At 69.6% G+C, this 17792-nt stretch carries 15 protein-coding genes, 1 rRNA gene and 1 riboswitch; of the genes, 3 read left to right on the top strand and 13 right to left on the bottom strand.

Annotated elements, in window-relative coordinates; translation table 11 throughout:
• Positions 1-102: 102 nt before the first annotated feature.
• A complete protein-coding gene (locus tag ACFYT4_RS12585; protein WP_389267560.1) occupies positions 103-1626 on the bottom strand; it encodes a glutamate-cysteine ligase family protein in 1524 nt (507 codons plus the stop codon).
• A 484-nt stretch (positions 1627-2110) separates the two neighbouring features.
• Here ACFYT4_RS12585 and ACFYT4_RS12580 point away from each other — a divergent pair, with 484 nt between their 5' ends.
• On the top strand, positions 2111-2698 hold the full coding sequence (locus tag ACFYT4_RS12580) for a hypothetical protein (protein WP_389267559.1): 588 nt from the start codon (positions 2111-2113) through the stop codon (positions 2696-2698).
• A 317-nt stretch (positions 2699-3015) separates the two neighbouring features.
• Positions 3016-3213 (top strand): DUF5999 family protein, encoded by a 198-nt coding sequence (locus ACFYT4_RS12575; RefSeq protein ID WP_389267558.1) that lies wholly within the window; start codon positions 3016-3018, stop codon positions 3211-3213.
• 202 nt (positions 3214-3415) lie between these two features.
• On the opposite strand, the gene gcvP is transcribed toward ACFYT4_RS12575, so the two are convergent.
• Positions 3416-6298 carry an aminomethyl-transferring glycine dehydrogenase gene (gene gcvP, locus ACFYT4_RS12570; protein WP_389267557.1) on the bottom strand — a complete coding sequence of 961 codons (2883 nt, stop codon included), beginning with the start codon at positions 6296-6298 and terminating at the stop codon, positions 3416-3418.
• A gap of 181 nt (positions 6299-6479) precedes the next feature.
• A riboswitch (glycine riboswitch) is annotated at positions 6480-6576 on the bottom strand.
• Positions 6577-6689: 113 nt separating this feature from the next.
• Between gcvP and ACFYT4_RS12565 the strand changes: the two genes are divergently transcribed.
• Positions 6690-7067: a PRC-barrel domain-containing protein gene (locus ACFYT4_RS12565; RefSeq protein ID WP_389267556.1), complete on the top strand. Its 378-nt coding sequence runs from the start codon at positions 6690-6692 to the stop codon at positions 7065-7067.
• Here ACFYT4_RS12565 and ACFYT4_RS12560 read toward each other — a convergent pair.
• From ACFYT4_RS12560 to rrf, 11 genes are all read right to left on the bottom strand, one after another.
• Positions 6983-8716, bottom strand: a complete 1734-nt coding sequence (locus ACFYT4_RS12560; protein WP_389267555.1) for a DNA polymerase IV — start codon at positions 8714-8716, stop codon at positions 6983-6985. The genes ACFYT4_RS12565 and ACFYT4_RS12560 overlap by 85 nt on opposite strands.
• A gap of 62 nt (positions 8717-8778) precedes the next feature.
• Positions 8779-9375 carry a MerR family transcriptional regulator gene (locus tag ACFYT4_RS12555; protein ID WP_389267554.1) on the bottom strand — a complete coding sequence of 199 codons (597 nt, stop codon included), beginning with the start codon at positions 9373-9375 and terminating at the stop codon, positions 8779-8781.
• Between the two features lie 214 nt (positions 9376-9589).
• Complete coding sequence (locus tag ACFYT4_RS12550) at positions 9590-10063, bottom strand: bifunctional nuclease family protein (protein ID WP_006123076.1); 474 nt, start codon at positions 10061-10063, stop codon at positions 9590-9592.
• Between the two features lie 53 nt (positions 10064-10116).
• Positions 10117-10863, bottom strand: a complete 747-nt coding sequence (locus tag ACFYT4_RS12545; RefSeq protein ID WP_389267553.1) for a MerR family transcriptional regulator — start codon at positions 10861-10863, stop codon at positions 10117-10119.
• A 39-nt stretch (positions 10864-10902) separates the two neighbouring features.
• Positions 10903-11796, bottom strand: coding sequence for an FHA domain-containing protein (locus ACFYT4_RS12540; RefSeq protein ID WP_389267726.1), 894 nt, complete (start codon positions 11794-11796; stop codon positions 10903-10905).
• Positions 11797-11944: 148 nt separating this feature from the next.
• A complete protein-coding gene (locus tag ACFYT4_RS12535; RefSeq protein WP_389267551.1) occupies positions 11945-12958 on the bottom strand; it encodes a DUF881 domain-containing protein in 1014 nt (337 codons plus the stop codon).
• Positions 12959-12963: 5 nt separating this feature from the next.
• Positions 12964-13296 (bottom strand): small basic family protein, encoded by a 333-nt coding sequence (locus tag ACFYT4_RS12530; protein WP_389267550.1) that lies wholly within the window; start codon positions 13294-13296, stop codon positions 12964-12966.
• Positions 13293-14222 (bottom strand): DUF881 domain-containing protein, encoded by a 930-nt coding sequence (locus tag ACFYT4_RS12525; RefSeq protein WP_389267548.1) that lies wholly within the window; start codon positions 14220-14222, stop codon positions 13293-13295. The genes ACFYT4_RS12530 and ACFYT4_RS12525 overlap by 4 nt, the downstream gene beginning before the upstream one ends.
• A gap of 97 nt (positions 14223-14319) precedes the next feature.
• Positions 14320-16815, bottom strand: a complete 2496-nt coding sequence (locus tag ACFYT4_RS12520; protein WP_389267547.1) for a sugar phosphate nucleotidyltransferase — start codon at positions 16813-16815, stop codon at positions 14320-14322.
• Positions 16816-16926: 111 nt separating this feature from the next.
• Positions 16927-17535 carry a CDP-alcohol phosphatidyltransferase family protein gene (locus tag ACFYT4_RS12515; RefSeq protein ID WP_389267546.1) on the bottom strand — a complete coding sequence of 203 codons (609 nt, stop codon included), beginning with the start codon at positions 17533-17535 and terminating at the stop codon, positions 16927-16929.
• A 164-nt stretch (positions 17536-17699) separates the two neighbouring features.
• Positions 17700-17792: ribosomal RNA gene (rrf, locus tag ACFYT4_RS12510) — 5S ribosomal RNA — on the bottom strand; the annotation flags it as partial.

Here is a 17792-nt window from a genome sequence, read left to right as displayed (position 1 = left end):
TGAGTAGCCCCGCCCGCCCCATCTTCACCCCGGCGGGGCCCCGGACACGCCACCGGGGGCAGGTCCACTCGGCCGGTGCACCCTGTGCGGTGCGCGGGCGGCTCAGCCCGCCGCCGCCTCCCGCCCGGGGAAGCCGGCCGGCCAGGTGTGCACGGGATCCCCCTGGTGCATCAGCTCGCAGTACCGGCGGGTCATCGCCGCGAGTGCCGCGTCCCGTTCGAGTCCGGCGTCCCGTGCCCGGTGGTAGGTCTCCGCCTGCCAGGAGGCGCCGTTGACCCGCCGCTTGCAGCGCTCCTCGATCACCCCGAGGCAGCGGTCGCGGTCGGCGGGTTCGACGTTCCACGCGTCGAGCCCCGCCGCGGCCAGCGGAAGCAGTTCGTCCCGTACGAGTTCGACCGCGGGCACCGTCGTGATGTCGCCCGCCCGTCCCGGACGCGGCCACCGGAGCTCGGCCTCGATACCGTCACGGCACGCGGTGCCGAAGTTCTCCGCCGCGACCTCGAACGGGAGCCGGGTCCACACCGGCCGCGGCTCCTCGGCGAGCGCGCGGACCAGCCCGTAGTAGAAGGCGGCGTTGGCGACGACATCGGTGACCGTGGGGCCCGCGGGCAGCACCCGGTTCTCGACCCGCAGATGGGGCACCCCGTCGGCGATGCCGTAGACCGGGCGGTTCCAGCGGTAGACCGTCCCGTTGTGGAGGACGAGTTCGGAAAGTGCGGGAATTCCGCCCTCGTCGACGATCCGCAGCGGATCCTCTTCGTCGTCGACGATGGGCAGAAGGGCCGGAAAATAGCGGATGTTCTCCTCGAAGAGGTCGTACGCGGAATTCACCCACCGCTCCCCGAACCAGGTCCGGGGCCGTACCCCCTGGGCCTGGAGCTCCGGCGGCCGGGTGTCGGTGGCCTGCTGGAACAGCGGCGGCCGGGACTCCCGCCACAGCTCCTTGCCGAACAGGAACGGCGAGTTGGCCCCCACGGCGACCTGCACCGCCGCCACCGCCTGCGCGGCGTTCCACACATCGGCGAACCGGGCCGGCGTCACCTGGAGGTGCAGCTGCACCGAGGTGCAGGCCGCCTCCGGGGCTATGGACGCCGAGGTGCAGGTCAGCCGCTCCACGCCGTGGATGTCCAGGGTGAACTCCTCGCCGCGCGCGGCCACGATCTGGGTGTTCAGCATCGTGTAGCGCTCGTCGTCGGAGAGATTCGCGCTGACCAGATCATCCTGGGTGAGGGTCGGCAGAATCCCGGTCATCACAATCCCGGCGCCGATCTCATGGGCTTTGCGGTGGGCATAACCGAGGCCGGTGCGCAACTCCTCCGCCAACTGGTCGAAAACCCGGCCGCCGAGGCGGTGCGGAACAATGTTTACTTCCAGATTGAACATTCCGAGTTCGGTCTGGAAATCCCGGCTCGCGATACGTTCGAGGACTTCCGCATTCATCATCCGAGGCAGTCCGTCAGGGCCCGCGAGATTGAGCTCGATCTCCAGGCCCATGAGATTCCTGGGCCGGTCGAACCGCTTCTCCGCCAGCAGCCGCCCCAGCGCGGCCAGGCACTGCTGGAGCTTCCGCCGGTACCGCTGACGATCGGACAGCGCGAACCCGCCTGTCTCGACCTTGTCCCCCATCGAAGTGTCCTTCCTCGGGTGGGCACCACGGAGCATGGGTCGCTCGCGTCACGGACGATAATGCCCAGACTGACTGATCCATAACGCGGCGCGGAGTCCGCTCGACCGGTACTGTGGCAGGAGCGATCGGGCGGCACTGCCCCTCGGCAGGGTGCAGTGGGCACCTACCTCCGCTCATCGCCTGGTGAAAAACGCCGATGGGTTTCGGCCTACCGATGCGTAGCCATATTCCCAGGTTATCGCGTGAGAATCACCGGAAATCCGGCAGAACACCCGGCTGCGCGGGACCTGAACCCGCCTTGCTTTTAATGCCCGCGAACGCTAGCGGAAACACCGCGAGAACGCGTGTCGTATAAACTCCGCGAACGAGGCAGAGAGTTGGCACCCGGTGGCCCTTCCGGCCCCCCTCTGGCCCCGCACGCTGACAGCGCCGTCCGCACCTGCCCTGGTTCCACCGTGTCTCCCGAGTGAGAGGCGACCCACCATGCCGCTGCATGTCCTCCCGCCCCCTTCGCCTGCCCTCCGCAGCGTTCTCGCGGCACTGAGTTCCCCGACGGCGGTCCGCGAGGACCGCACCCCCGCGCTCCGGTCCGCCCAGGGGCCCGTCAGCCCGGAGTCCCCGCTCCCGGTCCATGTGCTGGACAGGGTCGTGCCGAACGGCGGGCCACCCGCCACCCGGCTCACGGGGTGGCGCTTCCTGATCCGCGGCGGAGACCGGTCGCTGGCCGCGGCGGAGACCGTGCTCACGCCCGACGGCTGGACGTTCTCGCACTTCTTCGAGGGCCCCTATCTGCGCTCCACGGAACAGGCGCTCCTCCAGGCCGAGTCCATCAAGACCCCGTTCCAGCCGCGCCTGCTGTCCGTCCCCGAGCTGTACATGATCACTCTCTGGCTGCACGGGGACACGGAGGCCGACGCCTCGGCGGGCGCGCCCAGGCCCACCGACGTCCTGGTGCCGCTCGCGCCGGCGCCGCCCGGTATCGCGGCCCACCGGCCCCACCGGGTGGCCGATCTGCTCCCGGTGATGACCCTGCGGCTTCCCCCCGGCCCGCTCCTCGGTTCACCGGCCTGACCCCCTCGCCCTTCTCGTCCCACCGACGGGAAGGGCACCGGTCGCGCCCCGCGACCGCCCGACAGCGGGGCGCACCGCTTGCCCGGATGGACTAGTCCATACCGGCCCCCCTGAACCACCCGAAAGGACAGTGAAGTTGAGCTGAACCGCCCGCGCGGGTGATACGTCTCTCTCCAGTAAGACGAGCTGTCGCGAAATCCCTGCGGATTGACGCTCGTACGGCAACACTGGGACCGGACCGAGAGATACGGGGGGCGGCCATGAACACCTCATCGAGCCGCAGGACACTCACCACATCACAGCGAAAGAACCCGCCCATGTGCCAGCATCAGCCTGCTTGTCCGACATCAGACTCAGCCGACAGGGATGCGGCTCGCCTTGTGGCTCACCACCCGGAGCAGGGCTGGAGCCTGCTGTGCAATGGCGTGCTCCTCTTCGAGGACACCGGCGAGCTGTTGCCCGACGGCCAGATCATCGGCCCGCACCGTCCGCTCCGGGCGATGAGGGCCGCGTAGCACCCGAGGCACCGCGGAAGCCGTCCCGCAGGGCGGCGACCGCCCGTACGACCGTGTGACCACCCGCTCGCAGGACAGGGCAACCTCCGCGCGACAGGCGCGCGTCCGTACGGTGAGCGGCTTCGACCACGACGAGGGGCCGGCCGGAGAGTTGCTCCGTACCGGCCCCGACGCGCGCCCGCTTTGTGCCGGTCGCCGTCCGTCAGTTGTCGTACTCGTCCACCGGAGGGCAGGAGCAGACGAGGTTGCGGTCGCCGAAGGCGCCGTCGATGCGGCGGACCGGCGGCCAGTACTTGTCGGCGGCGCTCACCCCGGCGGGGAAGACCGCCTCGTCCCGGCGGTAGGCGTGCTCCCACGCGCCGCCCAGCGCGGCCGCGGTGTGCGGCGCGTTCCCCAGCGGGTTGTCCTCGGCCGGCCACTCCCCGGACGCGACCTTCTCGATCTCCGCGCGGATGGCGATCATCGCGTCGCAGAACCGGTCGATCTCGGCCAGGTCCTCGCTCTCGGTGGGCTCGATCATCAGCGTCCCGGCCACCGGGAACGACATCGTCGGCGCGTGGAAGCCGTAGTCGATCAGCCGCTTGGCGATGTCGTCGACACTGACCCCGGTCGACTTGGACAGCGGCCGCAGATCCACGATGCACTCATGGGCGACCAGCCCCGCGGGTCCCGTGTACAGCACGGGGTAGTGCGGCTCCAGGCGCTTGGCGATGTAGTTGGCGGCGAGCACCGCGACCTGGGTGGCCCGCTTCAGGCCCTCGCCGCCCATCAGCCGTACATAGGCCCAGGAGATCGGCAGAATGCCCGCCGAACCCCAGGGAGCGGCCGAGACCGGTCCCACCCCCGTCTCGGGACCGGCGGTCGGCTGGAGCGGGTGGTTCGGCAGATACAGAGCGAGATGCGCCCGCACTCCGACCGGGCCCACCCCGGGGCCGCCGCCGCCGTGCGGGATGCAGAACGTCTTGTGCAGATTCAGATGCGAGACGTCGCCGCCGAACCTGCCCGGCTTGGCGAGCCCCACCAGCGCGTTGAGATTGGCGCCGTCGACGTACACCTGGCCGCCCGCGTCGTGCACCTGGGCGCAGATGTCGGCGACGTGCTCCTCGAACACCCCGTGGGTGGACGGGTAGGTGATCATCAGCACGGACAGCTCGTTCCGGTACTGCTCGATCCTGGCCCGCAGATCGTCGATGTCGATCTCGCCGTCGTCGGCGGTCCTGACGACCACGACCTTCATGCCCGCCATCACGGCACTGGCGGCGTTGGTGCCGTGCGCCGAGGACGGGATGAGGCAGACGGTGCGCTGGTCGTCGCCGTTGGCGCGGTGGTACGCGCGCACGGCGAGCAGCCCGGCGAGTTCGCCCTGGGATCCGGCGTTGGGCTGGATGGAGACCTTGTCGTAGCCGGTGATCTCGGCGAGCCGCTCCTCCAGCTCACGGATGAGCGTGAGATATCCGGCGGCCTGCTCGACCGGGGCGAAGGGATGGATCTGCCCGAATTCGGGCCAGGTGACCGGCTCCATCTCGGTGGTCGCGTTCAGCTTCATGGTGCAGGAGCCGAGCGGGATCATGCCGCGGTCCAGCGCGTAGTCCCGGTCCGCCAAGCGGCGCAGATAGCGCAGCATGGCGGTCTCGGAGCGGTGCTGGTGGAAGACGGGGTGGGTGAGGTAGTCGTCGGTCCGCAGCAGCGCCTCGGGCAGCACGTCCCCGGTGGCCGCGTCCAGCGCCTCGATGTCGGCGTCGATGCCGAAGGCGGCCCAGACGGCGATGACGTCGGCGCGGGAGGTCGTCTCGTCACAGGCGATGGAGACGTGGAACTCGTCCACGAGGTGGATGTTGACCCCGCCCTCCCGGGCGGCCGCGACCACCTCGGCGGCGGCCGGCACCCGCACGGTCAGGGTGTCGAAGTAGGAGCCGTGCACGACCTCCGCACCGCCGGCCTTCAGTCCCTCGGCGAGCAGGGCGGCATAGCGGTGGGCGCGCCCGGCGATCGTCCGCAGTCCGTCCGGGCCGTGGTAGACGGCGTACATCCCCGCCATCACGGCCAGCAGTACCTGCGCGGTGCAGATGTTGCTGGTGGCCTTCTCCCGCCGGATGTGCTGCTCACGGGTCTGGAGCGCGAGGCGGTACGCCTTGTTCCCGTCGGCGTCCACGGAGACCCCGACGAGCCGTCCGGGCAGGCTGCGGGCGAACTTCTCGCGTACGGCCATATAGCCCGCGTGCGGCCCGCCGAAGCCCATGGGGACACCGAAGCGCTGGGTGGTGCCGACGGCGATGTCCGCGCCCAGCTCACCCGGTGAGGTGAGCAGGGTCAGCGCCAGCAGATCAGCGGCGACGGTGACGATGGCGCCGAGCCCGTGCGCCTGCTCGACGACGGGCCTGATGTCCCGTACGGCACCGGACGCGCCCGGATACTGCAGCAGCACACCGAACACACCGCGCTCGGCGACGTCGGCGGGGATGCCGTCGCTCAGATCGGCGGTGACGACCTCGACTCCGGTCGGTTCGGCGCGGGTGCGGATCACCGCGATCGTCTGCGGCAGCACATCGGTGTCGACCAGGAAGACGCCGTCCTTGACCCTGCCGACCCGGCGGGCCAGGGACATGGCCTCGGCCGCCGCGGTGCCCTCGTCGAGGAGGGACGCGCCGGAGGTGGGCAGCCCGGTCAGGTCGGCCACCATCGTCTGGAAGTTCAGCAGGGCCTCCAGACGGCCCTGGGAGATCTCCGGCTGGTACGGCGTGTACGCGGTGTACCAGGAGGGGTTCTCCATGACGTTGCGCAGGATCACCGGCGGGGTGAAGGTGCCGTAGTAGCCGAGGCCGATCATGGGGGCGAGGACCCTGTTCCGCTCCGCGAGGCTGCGCAGCTCGGCGAGGACCTCGGCCTCGGAGCGTCCGTCCGGCAGGCCCAGCGCCCCGGCGTTCTTGATGACGTCGGGCACCGCGGCGGCGGTCAGCTCGTCCAGCGAGCCGTATCCCACCTGCGCCAGCATCTTGGCCTGGGCCTCGGTGTCGGGCCCGATGTGGCGCTGCTCGAAGGGTGTGCCTCGCTCCAGCTGCGAGAGCGGAATGCGGTTGGCGGTCATGTAGGAGGCCTCCTGGTCTGACGCGACCTGCGAGGGGCATCACGGCGGATGCCCTGGACGGCCTCCCCCTCTGTCATCTCAACCTGAGAGTTTCACCGGACCGCCCGAACCGGGGCGCTCCGGCTTTCACCGTCGGTGAGAGCGGATGCCGTCCGACGCCCGCTCTACTTTCCAGAGTGACCTCGTCCGCGCGGTACAGGTGCCTGAGAGATTCCGGGGAGGATTTGCTCCTTCGGCGCCACCGTCGTCCTGCCGGTGGACTCTCCCGCACGGGGTCAGCAGCCGTTTGCCAGCCTACCAGCGCGCCCTTTCCGCGATCGCTCAAGTGGCCGACGCCCACGATGTGCCCTTTCGTATGATTTAGGCAGCAGTTGCGACCTTTGGAGGGACCGTGCAGACCGATATCGATCCGCGCAGCCTGATCGGCCGCAAGGCGATAGACCGCAATGGGGTCAAGATAGGAACCATCGACGAGATCTACTTGGACGACGCCACGGGGACACCCGAATGGGCGGCAGTCCGCACCGGGCTCTTCAGCCGTGACGCGTTCGTCCCGCTGGAGCCGAGCACATTCGCCGACGACACCCTGCGGGTGCCCTACGAACGCGCGCTGATCAAGGACGCGCCGGACTTCGGGGTCGGCCGCCACCTCTCCCCCGAGCAGGAGCTCCAGCTCTACCACCACTACGGGCTCGAACTCTCCGTGGCCCCCGAGTCACCCCCGTCCCGCGACCGCTCCTTCGGGAAGATCGCCGGCGAGGACGACTGATCCGGGTCCTCCCCCCATGCCACCAGCGGCAGCGGATCGGACGGCTCCAGGTCCGGGTCGTCCACACGGAAGGTGCGCACGCGCCCCGGCGGCGATCCGGGCTCCTCGAACCGCACGGTGACCCGTCCGACCCCACTGCCCTGCACCCAGCCCGCCCCGTACCGGGCATGCCGTACGTCGTGCCCGGCCGTCCACCGGCGCTCCCCGGGAACGCCGGTGCCGGCCTCACCCGGACGGCCCTGCCCGCCGCTCCCCGCGACTCCGTCGGCACCGGTACCCCCAGCCGGGTGATACGGCTCCCCCGCTCCCCGCACGGCCCCGGCGCCCGCCGCCGGCGCCCGCCTCTGTCCTCCGGCCCCGGGGTCCCCGCCGTCACCGGGGGCTCCTCCCGCTCCGGCGGCCCGCCCCGGAACACCGACGGCGGCCGGTACGGCGCCCGTGCGCTCTCCCGGTTCCGGCGGCGGCGCCACCCCGGGCCCCGCTCCCGAAGGGGTGGCGGACGCTTCCCCAGTGGCCTGCCCCGCCTCTTCCGTCCCCTGGTCCGCCGCTCCCCGCTCGTCCGCCGCCCGGACCTCCGCCGCCGCCTGGGCGAACAGGTCCTCCTGGGTGTAGTCCGCGAGCCCGCTGACCCCCACGCCCAGCAGCCGTACCCCGCCGGTCGTGTCCAGGGGCTCCAGCAGCCGCGCCGCAGCCTCCCGCACCACGGCGGGGTCGTCGGTCGGCCCGCGCAGGGTCTCCGACCGGGTCAGTGTGGAGAAGTCGAACCGCCGCACCTTCAGCACGATCGTCCGGCCGGAGTGCCCCGACGCCCTCAGCCGCTCCACACAGCGGTCGGCCAGGCGCTCCACCTCCAGCCGGATCCTGACCCGGTCGTGGAGATCCACGTCGAAGGTGTCCTCCACCGACACCGACTTGGCGTCCCGCTCGGCGACGACGGGCCGGTCGTCGTGCCCCAGGGCCATCCGGTACAGCGACACGCCGTGGGCCCTGCCCACCAGACGTACCAGCTCGTCCTCGCCCGCCTCCACCAGCTCGGCGCAGACGGTGATCCCGGCCCGCCGCAGATGCTCGCCGGTGGCCGGTCCGACGCCGGGCAGTGTCCGGACGGACATGGGCCCCAGCAGCTCACGCTCCGTACCGGGCTCTATGAGGACCAGGCCGTCGGGCTTGGCCTGCTCGGAGGCGATCTTCGCCAGCATCTTCGATCCGGCGAGCCCCACGGAGCCGGTGAGTCCGGTCACCGCCCGGATGTCCTCGCGCAAACGCTCCCCGGCCACCCGCGCCGACGGCGAGTCATGGGCCGAGCCGCCCGCCTCCAGGTCCACGAACGCCTCGTCCAGGCTCAGCGGCTCCACCAGCGGTGAGAGCCTGCCCAGCAGCTCCATGACCTGCTCGCTGACCGATCGGTACAGGGAGAAGCGGGGCACGAGATACGCCGCGTTCGGCGCGAGCCGGCGCGCCTGTGCCATGGGCATCGCCGAGTGCACCCCGAAGCGTCTCGCCTCGTACGACGCGGTGGCGACCACCCCGCGCGGCCCCAGCCCGCCGACGACCACCGGCTTGCCGCGCAGACTCGGCTTCGCCGCCTGCTCGGCGGCGGCGAAGAACGCATCCATGTCCAGATGCAGAATCGTCGGCGCGGATCTCACATCTCCGATGCTGCCCTACGCCACTGACAACGCGCCGTCCCCCGGACCTGCGGCGCGTCCCCTCAGACCGCCCGGTCGCGCCTGCGCCGGGCCAGTTCATCGGCGGGATTGTTCCCGATGAGGGTCTCACCGGTGTCGATCCGCTCGCCGTGCAGCTGCGACAGGGCCGCATCGACATCCCGCCAGACGACGCCGACGGCGATACCGAAGATCCCCTGGCCGCCCTGAAGGAGGTCGACGACCTCGTCGGGCGACGAGCACTCGTAGACCGTGGCCCCGTCGCTCATCAGCGTCATCCGCTCCAGATCGGCGAAGCCGCGCTCCCGCAGATGCTGGACGGCGGCCCGGATGTTCTGGAGCGCCACCCCGGTGTCCAGGAAGCGTTTGACGATCTTGAGGACGACCACATCGCGGAAGCTGTAGAGCCGCTGGGTGCCGGATCCGTACGCCGGGCGCACGCTGGGCTCGACCAGTCCGGTGCGCGCCCAGTAGTCGAGTTGCCGGTACGTGATGCCCGCCGCCGCGCACGCGGTGGGCCCACGGTAGCCGACCGTCTCCGTGGACGGTTCGGCCGCGCTCCTCTGAAGCGGATACGGTCCGCTCTCCCCCAGACTTCGTCCGGGGGCACCCCCAACCGCACCGTCGCCGCTGCTTCTCACGCCGACCTCCGTCCTTGACCTGCCCACACGACGGTAGGCAGTCACCAGGGGTGCGTCAACGATCGCCACACTCGGCACGCCGAGTGATAATCACCCTGAGAGTGGTTTCCCGAGCCCCGTATCGGGGAAAGGCTACTCGAATGCGCCGAGGCCGCCGAATGGGTGACCACCGGACTCCCGCCGGCGGCCACCCGTTGCTGTCACAGGTCGGCGGTCACTGACTGTTGGTTCCGAAGTCCTCCGGAGAAATCTGGTCGAGGAACTCGCGGAACTTCTCCACCTCGTCCTCCTGCTCGTCCGGGATGGCGATCCCCGCGTCGTCGAGCACCCCGTCACTGCCGTAGATCGGCGTACCGGTGCGCAGGGCGAGCGCTATGGCGTCGGACGGGCGGGCGCTCACCTCGACTCCGCTGGCGAAGACCAGCTCCGCGTAGAAGACCCCTTCGCGCAGATCGGTGATGCGGACCTCGGTGAGTTCCTGCCCCACCGCCTCCAGCACATCCTTGAAAAGATCATGGGTCAGCGGTCTGGCCGGTGCCATGCCCTGCTGGGCGAAGGCAATGGCGGTCGCCTCCCCGGGACCGATCCAGATGGGGAGGTACCGGTCGCCTCCCACTTCACGCAGGAGCACGATCGGTTGGTTGGAGGGCATTTCCACCCGGACACCCACAACGTCGAGCTCGTTCACACAGCAACCCTAGGACGTGCCCGGCCCCTTTGGGTAGTCGGGCACGTTCATGATCAGTGGAGACGGACCCCGAGAGCGGTCTGCATCAGGGCCGCGTGCAGCCGTACGGACAGGGCCGCGAGCTCTTTCGCGGTGGCCTCCGCATGGGCCCTGGTCTGCGGATTACGGTGCCGCCGCAGGGGTGCCACCACCTGCTCGACGAGCCCGGCCTCCCGGTCCACGGCCGCCTTCATGGACCGCAGATGCCGTGGTTCGAGACCGAATCTGCCCAGATCGGCCACCAGACGGGCCACGGTCACGGACTCGGCGTCGTAGCCGCCGCCGGCGTCGGGCACCAGCAGGCCGTACGACTCCCACTCGACCAGGTCCTCCTCGCTGACCTCGGCGGCGGCCAGCAGCTCGGAGCGCCCTACCCTGGCGGCGGTCCGGCGCTCGGCGTCGGCCTCCCAGGAGCCGTCGGACAGCTCGCGCTGCGGCCCCTGGGCGGGCAGCTGCGGCTGCTCGCCGCGGGCGACGGCGTCGAGGTGCTCACGGATGACCTTCAGCGGCAGATAGTGGTCCCGCTGCATCCGCAGAATCTGGGCCAGCCGCTCCACGTCCTGCGGTCCGAACTTGCGGTACCCGGACGGAGTGCGCCTCGGCTCGACCAGCCCTTCGGCCTCCAGGAAACGGATCTTGGAGATCGTGACCTCGGGAAACTCGTCACGCAGCTGGTTGAGCACCGTCCCGATGCTCATCAGCCTCTCGCCCGCGGCGGCGGTGCCGTGACCGGCACCGCCCGACGTCGGTGTTCGCAGCATGTACCTTCCCTGACGGGCCCCTGTCCGGAGCGTGCCCGGCTAGATGCCCCGCTGGCTCGCGTGGCTCGCGTAGAAGACCAGTCGGTACTTGCCGATCTGGACCTCGTCGCCGTTCGCCAGATAGACCGCGTCGATGCGCTCGCGGTTGACATACGTGCCGTTCAGACTGCCGACGTCGGCGACGCTGAAGCTGCCGTCCGGCCCCCTGCGGAACTCGACGTGGCGCCGGGACACGGTCACGTCGTCGAGGAAGATGTCGCTCTGCGGGTGACGGCCGGCCGTGGTCAGCTCACCGTCGAGCAGGAAGCGGCTGCCGGAGTTCGGACCCCGGCGGACGACCAGCAGCGCCGAGCCGAGCGGCAGGGCGTCGACGGCGGCCTGGGCCTCCGGGGACAGCGAGGGCAGCTGGGTCTGCCCCGTCACCTCCGAGTCGTACGCCTCCAGCCCGGAGATGGAGATCGTCGAGGTCGTCTCCGAGGGACGCTCGGCCGGGGCACCGCCCCGCAGCGGCGCGCCGCAGTTGGAGCAGAACCGGCTGGACTCGGCATTGCGGTGCCCACACCTCGTACAAACCGTCACGCCCGCCATGGACGGATCCTCCTGCCGCGGCTGTCCCCCGTGGGGATTGGTCGCATACGGGTCGGGGGTAAACCCTCCACCCGTACCTGAGGTTGATGGTTCCCCGAAACCTATGCGGCCGGGACCGGCAGGGTCAACAGACGACGCGCCCGGACCACCGGGAAAGCCACCGCCCGGACCAGCGACCTCGTCCCGGAACAGCGGTCGCTCGGCGCCCTGCTCCTCATCCTGGCCATGACGGCGCGCGCGATGCCTGGCGTTGCCGCCGTCCTCGCGCGAGCCCCTGCCGAACAACTTCGCAAACAACTTCACGGGCGATTCCCCTTGACCGAAATAGACCCGCCCGTGGGGCAGGACGAACCCTCAATGACCACACCTGCCGACCCGGACATCCTCACAACGTCCGTACCCGTCAGACAGTTTCCACCACGCGGCGCGACGTCTGTGTGCCGACCCCCCGCAACCACTCGCTCCGGCACCCGGGATCCCCTGCTCCCCCGCCTCACTGCGCTGACGACCGAGCGTAGTCAGGCCGCTTTGCGGGTCGCAAGGCATCCACGACGATCTTCTCCGCGCGCTCCACCGTGGCCGTGGCCTGCTCCTTCTCCAATGTCTGGACCACACCGCCGGGAATGTTCAGCGCGGGTTCCAGATCCTGCGGCTTGCCGATCACCTGGAAACGGTACGGCGCGGAGATCTTCTTTCCGTCCACCTTGATGTCACCGCCCGTGCCCGTGAAATGCGAATCGGCCACGACCCGGATGCCGTTGACCTGGATCGCCTCCGCGCCCGCCGCACGCAGCTCCTGAATCGCGTCGAGCAGCATGTCGGGCTCCACCGTGCCGGAGCGGTCCCCGACCGTGAGCGTAATGCCCGGGCCCTGGGCCGCCACGGTACCCGCGAGGATGCCGAGCTGCTGTTCCTTCTGCCGAGTCTGCCTGCGCGCCTCCTCGGCCTGGTCCGAGCTGTTCTCCAGCTCGGTCCGCTGCTCCTCCAGGCGCTGCTTCTCGTCCTGGAGCCGCTCCGAGCGGTTGTCCAGCTCGTCGAGGATGCGTACGAGGTCCTCCTGGCGTGCCCCGCGCAGCGCGCTGTTGTCACTGGTGGAGCGGACCTGGATGGCGAGCCCCAGACCGAGGACGAACAGCAGCACGGCGACGATGAGTTGAGCACGGGTGACTCTCGGTGGCCACAGGGCCGCCTTGAGCCGCTGGCGGCCGGTGAGCTGCGGACGGGAGGACTCGGCCGCGGGAAGCCGGCCCGGGTCCGGGGCCTCGGGCGCGTCGGACTGCGGCTGCGGGACACCGGGCCGCTCGTCCGGGGGGCCGGGGGGCTCGGACCGAGGTGCGGGCGCCCGCGGGACCGGGGGCTGCCGTTCCGGCGGCTCCGGGACGGATCGCTCCGAGACGGATTCGGCCCCGGCCCCGCAGTCGGCGGCCTCGGGCCCACGGCCCTTGGGCTCCTCCGGCGGTGACGCCGCGGCCTTCGGACGCTCCTCGCTGTTCATCTCGCTGTCCATCGCCCTCACGCCCGGAAGACATGCCGGCGGATCGCGGCGGCGTTGGAGAAGATGCGGATACCGAGCACGACCACCACGCCCGTGGACAGCTGCGCCCCGACCCCCAGCTTGTCGCCGAGGAACACGATCAGCGCCGCCACCACCACGTTCGACAGGAAGGAGACGACGAATACCTTGTCGACGAAGATCCCGTCCAGCATGGCCCTCAGGCCGCCGAACACGGCGTCCAGCGCCGCGACGACGGCGATCGGCAGATAGGGCTCGACCACCGCCGGAACTTCGGGCCGGACCAGCAGTCCGGCCACGATTCCCACGACGAGGCCCAGTACGGCGATCACGATGCGCCCTTCCCTGTGTCGGCCGTACTCTGTCCGCTGCCCTTCCCGGCGTCGGCGGTTTCCGGCACTGCTGTACGTACGATCAGGCTCGGGGCAGCCGGAAGACGCACCTTGTCCTCTGAAGAGATGCTGAAACGGATCCCGAAGTTCTCCCGCAGCGCGTGCAAATAATGTCCGTCGGCGCTGTCCTGGAACGCGGTGCTCAGCTTCTTCCCGTCCCCCACCGCCAGCACCGTGTACGGCGGAACCAGCGGCCTGTTGTCGACCATTATGGCGTCGCCCGCCGCGCGGATCGCGGACAGGGCGGTCAGCCGCTGCCCGTTGATGGCGACGGCCTCGGCGCCCGATTCCCACAGCCCGTTGACGATCCGCTGCATATCGCGGTCCCGGACCCGGCCCGTATCGCTGAACCCGCTGCTCTCCCGGGGGCCGCCACCGCCCGCTTCGGTGTCCTTCGCGTCGTCGACGACGAGCTTCACCCCCGAGCCGTCGACCTCCGTCGCCCCGGCGAGCAGGGAGGCCAGTTGCTCCTGCCCGGAGCCTTCCGTGCTGAGGGCCTTGCGCTGCCGCTCCCCGACCTCGTCACGGAGCTGGTCGACACCGTGCTCCAGGGCATCGGCGTCCGCTGTCTCCGCCTCGATACGGTCGATCAGCTCCTCGCGCTCCTTGGCGAGGACCGGGGCCGCTATCCGGGCCTCCGCCGCTCCGACCGTGACGACCATCGCGGCGAGCACCAGCCCGGCCGCGAGACCGAGCCTGGCCCGCAGCGTGCGGGGCAGTCCGCCCCCCTCCGCCCGGCGGCGCGCCGCCGCCTCCGCGTATCCGTCGTCGAGGCTGTGCTCCATCACATTCGTCAGCAGCGACATGGACGCGTCTGGGCGCGCGGGCGGAGAACCAGTGCTCCGAATGGGGGGCTGCTGCGGCATGCCGCACATCGTCGCACGTCGTGGCCGCTACCGCCGAATGGCCCCACCGGTGGGCCGGCGGGCCCCTCAGAGCACCCGCCGGCCCACCGGTCACACGTCAGTGACCTGCGCTCTCGACCACCGCGGCCCACTCGTCGAGCAGGGCCTGCGCGGAGGCGTCGTCGGGCCCTTCCGCCCACAGATGAGTGACGGCCTCCGCGGGATCGGGCAGCACCATCACCCAGCGGCCGTCCGCCTCGACGACCCGCACCCCGTCGGTCGTGTCCACATCGCGGTCACCGGCGGCCTCGACGACCCGCCGCATGACGAGCCCCTTGACCGCCCAGGGCGTCGCGAGATCCCTCCGCAGCACATGGGCCCGGGGAATCCGCGCGTCGATCTGGCTCAGGGTGAGCTGTGTACGGGCCACCAGCCCCACCAGCCGTACGAGGGCCGCGGTCCCGTCGAAGACACTGCTGAACTCCGGGACGATGAATCCACCGCGGCCGTCGCCGCCGAAGATGGTGGTGTCCTCACGCCCCACCCGAGTCAGATCGTCGGGCGATGTGGTCGTCCACTCCACCTGGGTGCCGTGGTAGGCGGCCACCTGCTCGGCGATACGGGTCGTGGTGACCGGCAGGGCCACTCGCCCGCTGCGCCGCTCGGCCGCCACCAGGTCGAGCAGCACCAGCAGCGCGCGGTCGTCCTCGATGATGCGACCGCGCTCGTCCACGAGGGAGAGGCGTTCGCCGACGGGGTCGAAGCGCACCCCGAAGGCCGCCCGGGCGGACGCGACGATCTCACCGAGCCGCACCAGCCCGGCCCGCCGGGTGTCGGCGGACTCGGTCGGCCTGGCCTCGTCGAGGCCCGGATTGATGGTCAGGGCATCGACCCCCAGCCGTCCCAGCAGACTCGGCAGTACGAGACCCGCGCTGCCGTTGGATGCGTCCACGACGACCTTGAGGCCGGACTCGGCGACACCCGTCGTGTCGACATTGCGCAGCAGGGAGCCGGTGTACGAGTCGAAGACACTGGCCGGGAAGTACAGGTCGCCGATCTCACCCGGGAACGCCCGCCGGTACTCCTGCCGCGCGTACACCCGGTCCAGCTTCCGCTGTCCGGCCTGCGAGAGGTCGGCCCCGCGTTCGTCGAAGAACATGATGTCGACGGAGTCGGGCACCCCGGGAGACGTACGGATCATGATGCCCCCGGCGCTGCCGCGCGCGGTCTGCTGCCGTGCGACGGGCAGAGGCACGTTCTCCAGGTCCCGTACGTCGATGGCGCTGGCCTGGAGCGCGGAGATCACGGCCCGCTTGAGCGCTCGCGCGCCACGGGAGTGGTCACGCGCGGTGGTGACGGTGGCCCCCTTCTTGAGCGTCGTGGCGTACGCGCCGGCCAGCCGTACGGCCAGTTCCGGAGTGATCTCCACATTCAGGATCCCGGAGACTCCCCGGGCGCCGAACAGATGCGCCTGGCCCCGGGACTCCCAGATGACCGAGGTGTTGACGAACGCGCCGGCCTCGATGGTCTTGAACGGGTAGACCCGCACATTGCCCTGGACAATCGATTCTTCACCGACCAGGCACTCGTCACCGATCACCGCGCCGTCCTCGATACGGGCGGACCGCATGATGTCGGTGTTCTTGCCGATGACACAGCCCCGGAGATTGCAGTGCTCTCCGATGTACACGTTGTCGTGGATCACGGCCTTGTGGAGAAAGGCACCGCTCTTAACGACGACGTTGGACCCCACGACCGTGTGTTCGCGGATCTCGACATCGGCTTCGACCTTGGCGTAGTCACCGATGTACAGCGGCCCGCGCAGCACGGCGTCGGGATGCACCTCGGCGCCTTCGGCCACCCATACACCGGGCGAGATCTCGAACCCGTCGAGGTCGACATCGACCTTGCCCTCCAGCACATCGGCCTGGGCCTTCACATAGCTCTCGTGCGTACCGACGTCCTCCCAGTAGCCCTCGGCGATATAACCGTAAATCGGCTTACCGTCCTTCATGAGCTGGGGGAACACATCGCCGGACCAGTCCACGGAGACATCGGCCTCGACGTAGTCGAAGACCTCCGGCTCCATGACGTAGATCCCGGTGTTCACCGTGTCCGAGAACACCTGGCCCCAGGTCGGTTTCTCCAGGAAGCGCTCGACCTTTCCCTCTTCGTCGACGATGGTGATGCCGAATTCAAGCGGGTTGGGCACCCGTGTCAGACACACCGTGACCATCGCGCCTTTCTCCTTGTGGAAGGAGATCAGATCGGTCAGGTCGAAATCGGTGAGCGCGTCACCTGAGATGACAAGGAATGCATCGTCCTTCAGCGCTTCCTCGGCGTTCTTCACACTGCCCGCTGTGCCGAGTGGCTTCTCCTCATTGGCATAGGTGAGCTCCATTCCAAGCTCTTCGCCGTCACCGAAGTAGTTCTTGACGAGCGAAGCGAGGAACTGCACGGTCACGACGGTCTCATTGAGACCATGCCGCTTGAGCAACCGCAGCACATGCTCCATAATCGGCCGATTGGCGACTGGCAGGAGCGGCTTGGGCATGCTGGAAGTCATGGGGCGAAGCCTGGTTCCTTCGCCACCGGCCATCACGACGGCCTTCATGTCGGAAGCGTCCTCCTTGAGAGACGACGGACCAGCCGACTTCACTCGTCCAAAGAGGCCCTCTGGCGTCAGGCGCGGCCGGCCACACTGCCGGGCGCCGCATCTACGAGGTCAATCGGCCGCTGTATCCGCCTTGACGAGTCGGCGAACCTGGACCACATAGAGGATCCCTGCCCACCAATACAGAGTTGTACCCCATCCTGCGAAGGCCCATCCGAAAACAGCAGCAAGTGACGCAAGCCACCCCGAGCCATCACTCAGCAGAAGCAACGGGAAGGCGTACATGAGGTTGAAGGTGGCGGCCTTGCCCAGGAAGTTCACCTGGGGCGGCGGATAGCCGTGCCTGCGGAGGATTCCCACCATCACCAACAGCATCAGCTCGCGTGCCAAAAGCGCCACGGTGAGCCACAGAGGAAGGATGTCCCGCCAGGTCAGACCGACCAGAGTGGACAGGATGTACAGCCGGTCGGCAGCGGGGTCCAGAAGCCGCCCCAGGCTGCTGACCTGGTTCCATCGCCGGGCGAGCTTTCCGTCGAGATAGTCGCTGACACCGCTGAGCATCAGCACCAGCAGGGCCCAGCCGTCGCTCTTGGGCCCACCGAACTCCGGACGGAGAATCAGCCACAGGAACAGCGGCACGCCGAGGAGACGCGCCATGCTGAGGATGTTGGGGATGGTGAGTACCCGGTCCGTCTGAACGCGGGTCTCCTGGACCTCCACCCGGGGGCCTCCTGTGTGGAACGTGCCGACGATGCCCCCTGACCCTACCGTCAGCCGCGGTCCCCACCGGCACAGGGGTCCTGCGCGGCCGGCGCCGAAGAAAATGGTCGGGAAATGCGGAAAGGCCCCGCATCCATCGATGCGAGGCCTTCCCTCAACAATTTGTTCGGCGGTGTCCTACTCTCCCACAGGGTCCCCCCTGCAGTACCATCGGCGCTGAAAGGCTTAGCTTCCGGGTTCGGAATGTAACCGGGCGT

Source organism: Streptomyces sp. NPDC004609 (assembly GCF_042873655.1).
GTDB lineage: Bacteria > Actinomycetota > Actinomycetes > Streptomycetales > Streptomycetaceae > Streptomyces.
The sequence above is the reverse complement of the archived record's forward strand: the minus strand, read 5'-3'. Positions and strand labels throughout refer to the sequence as shown.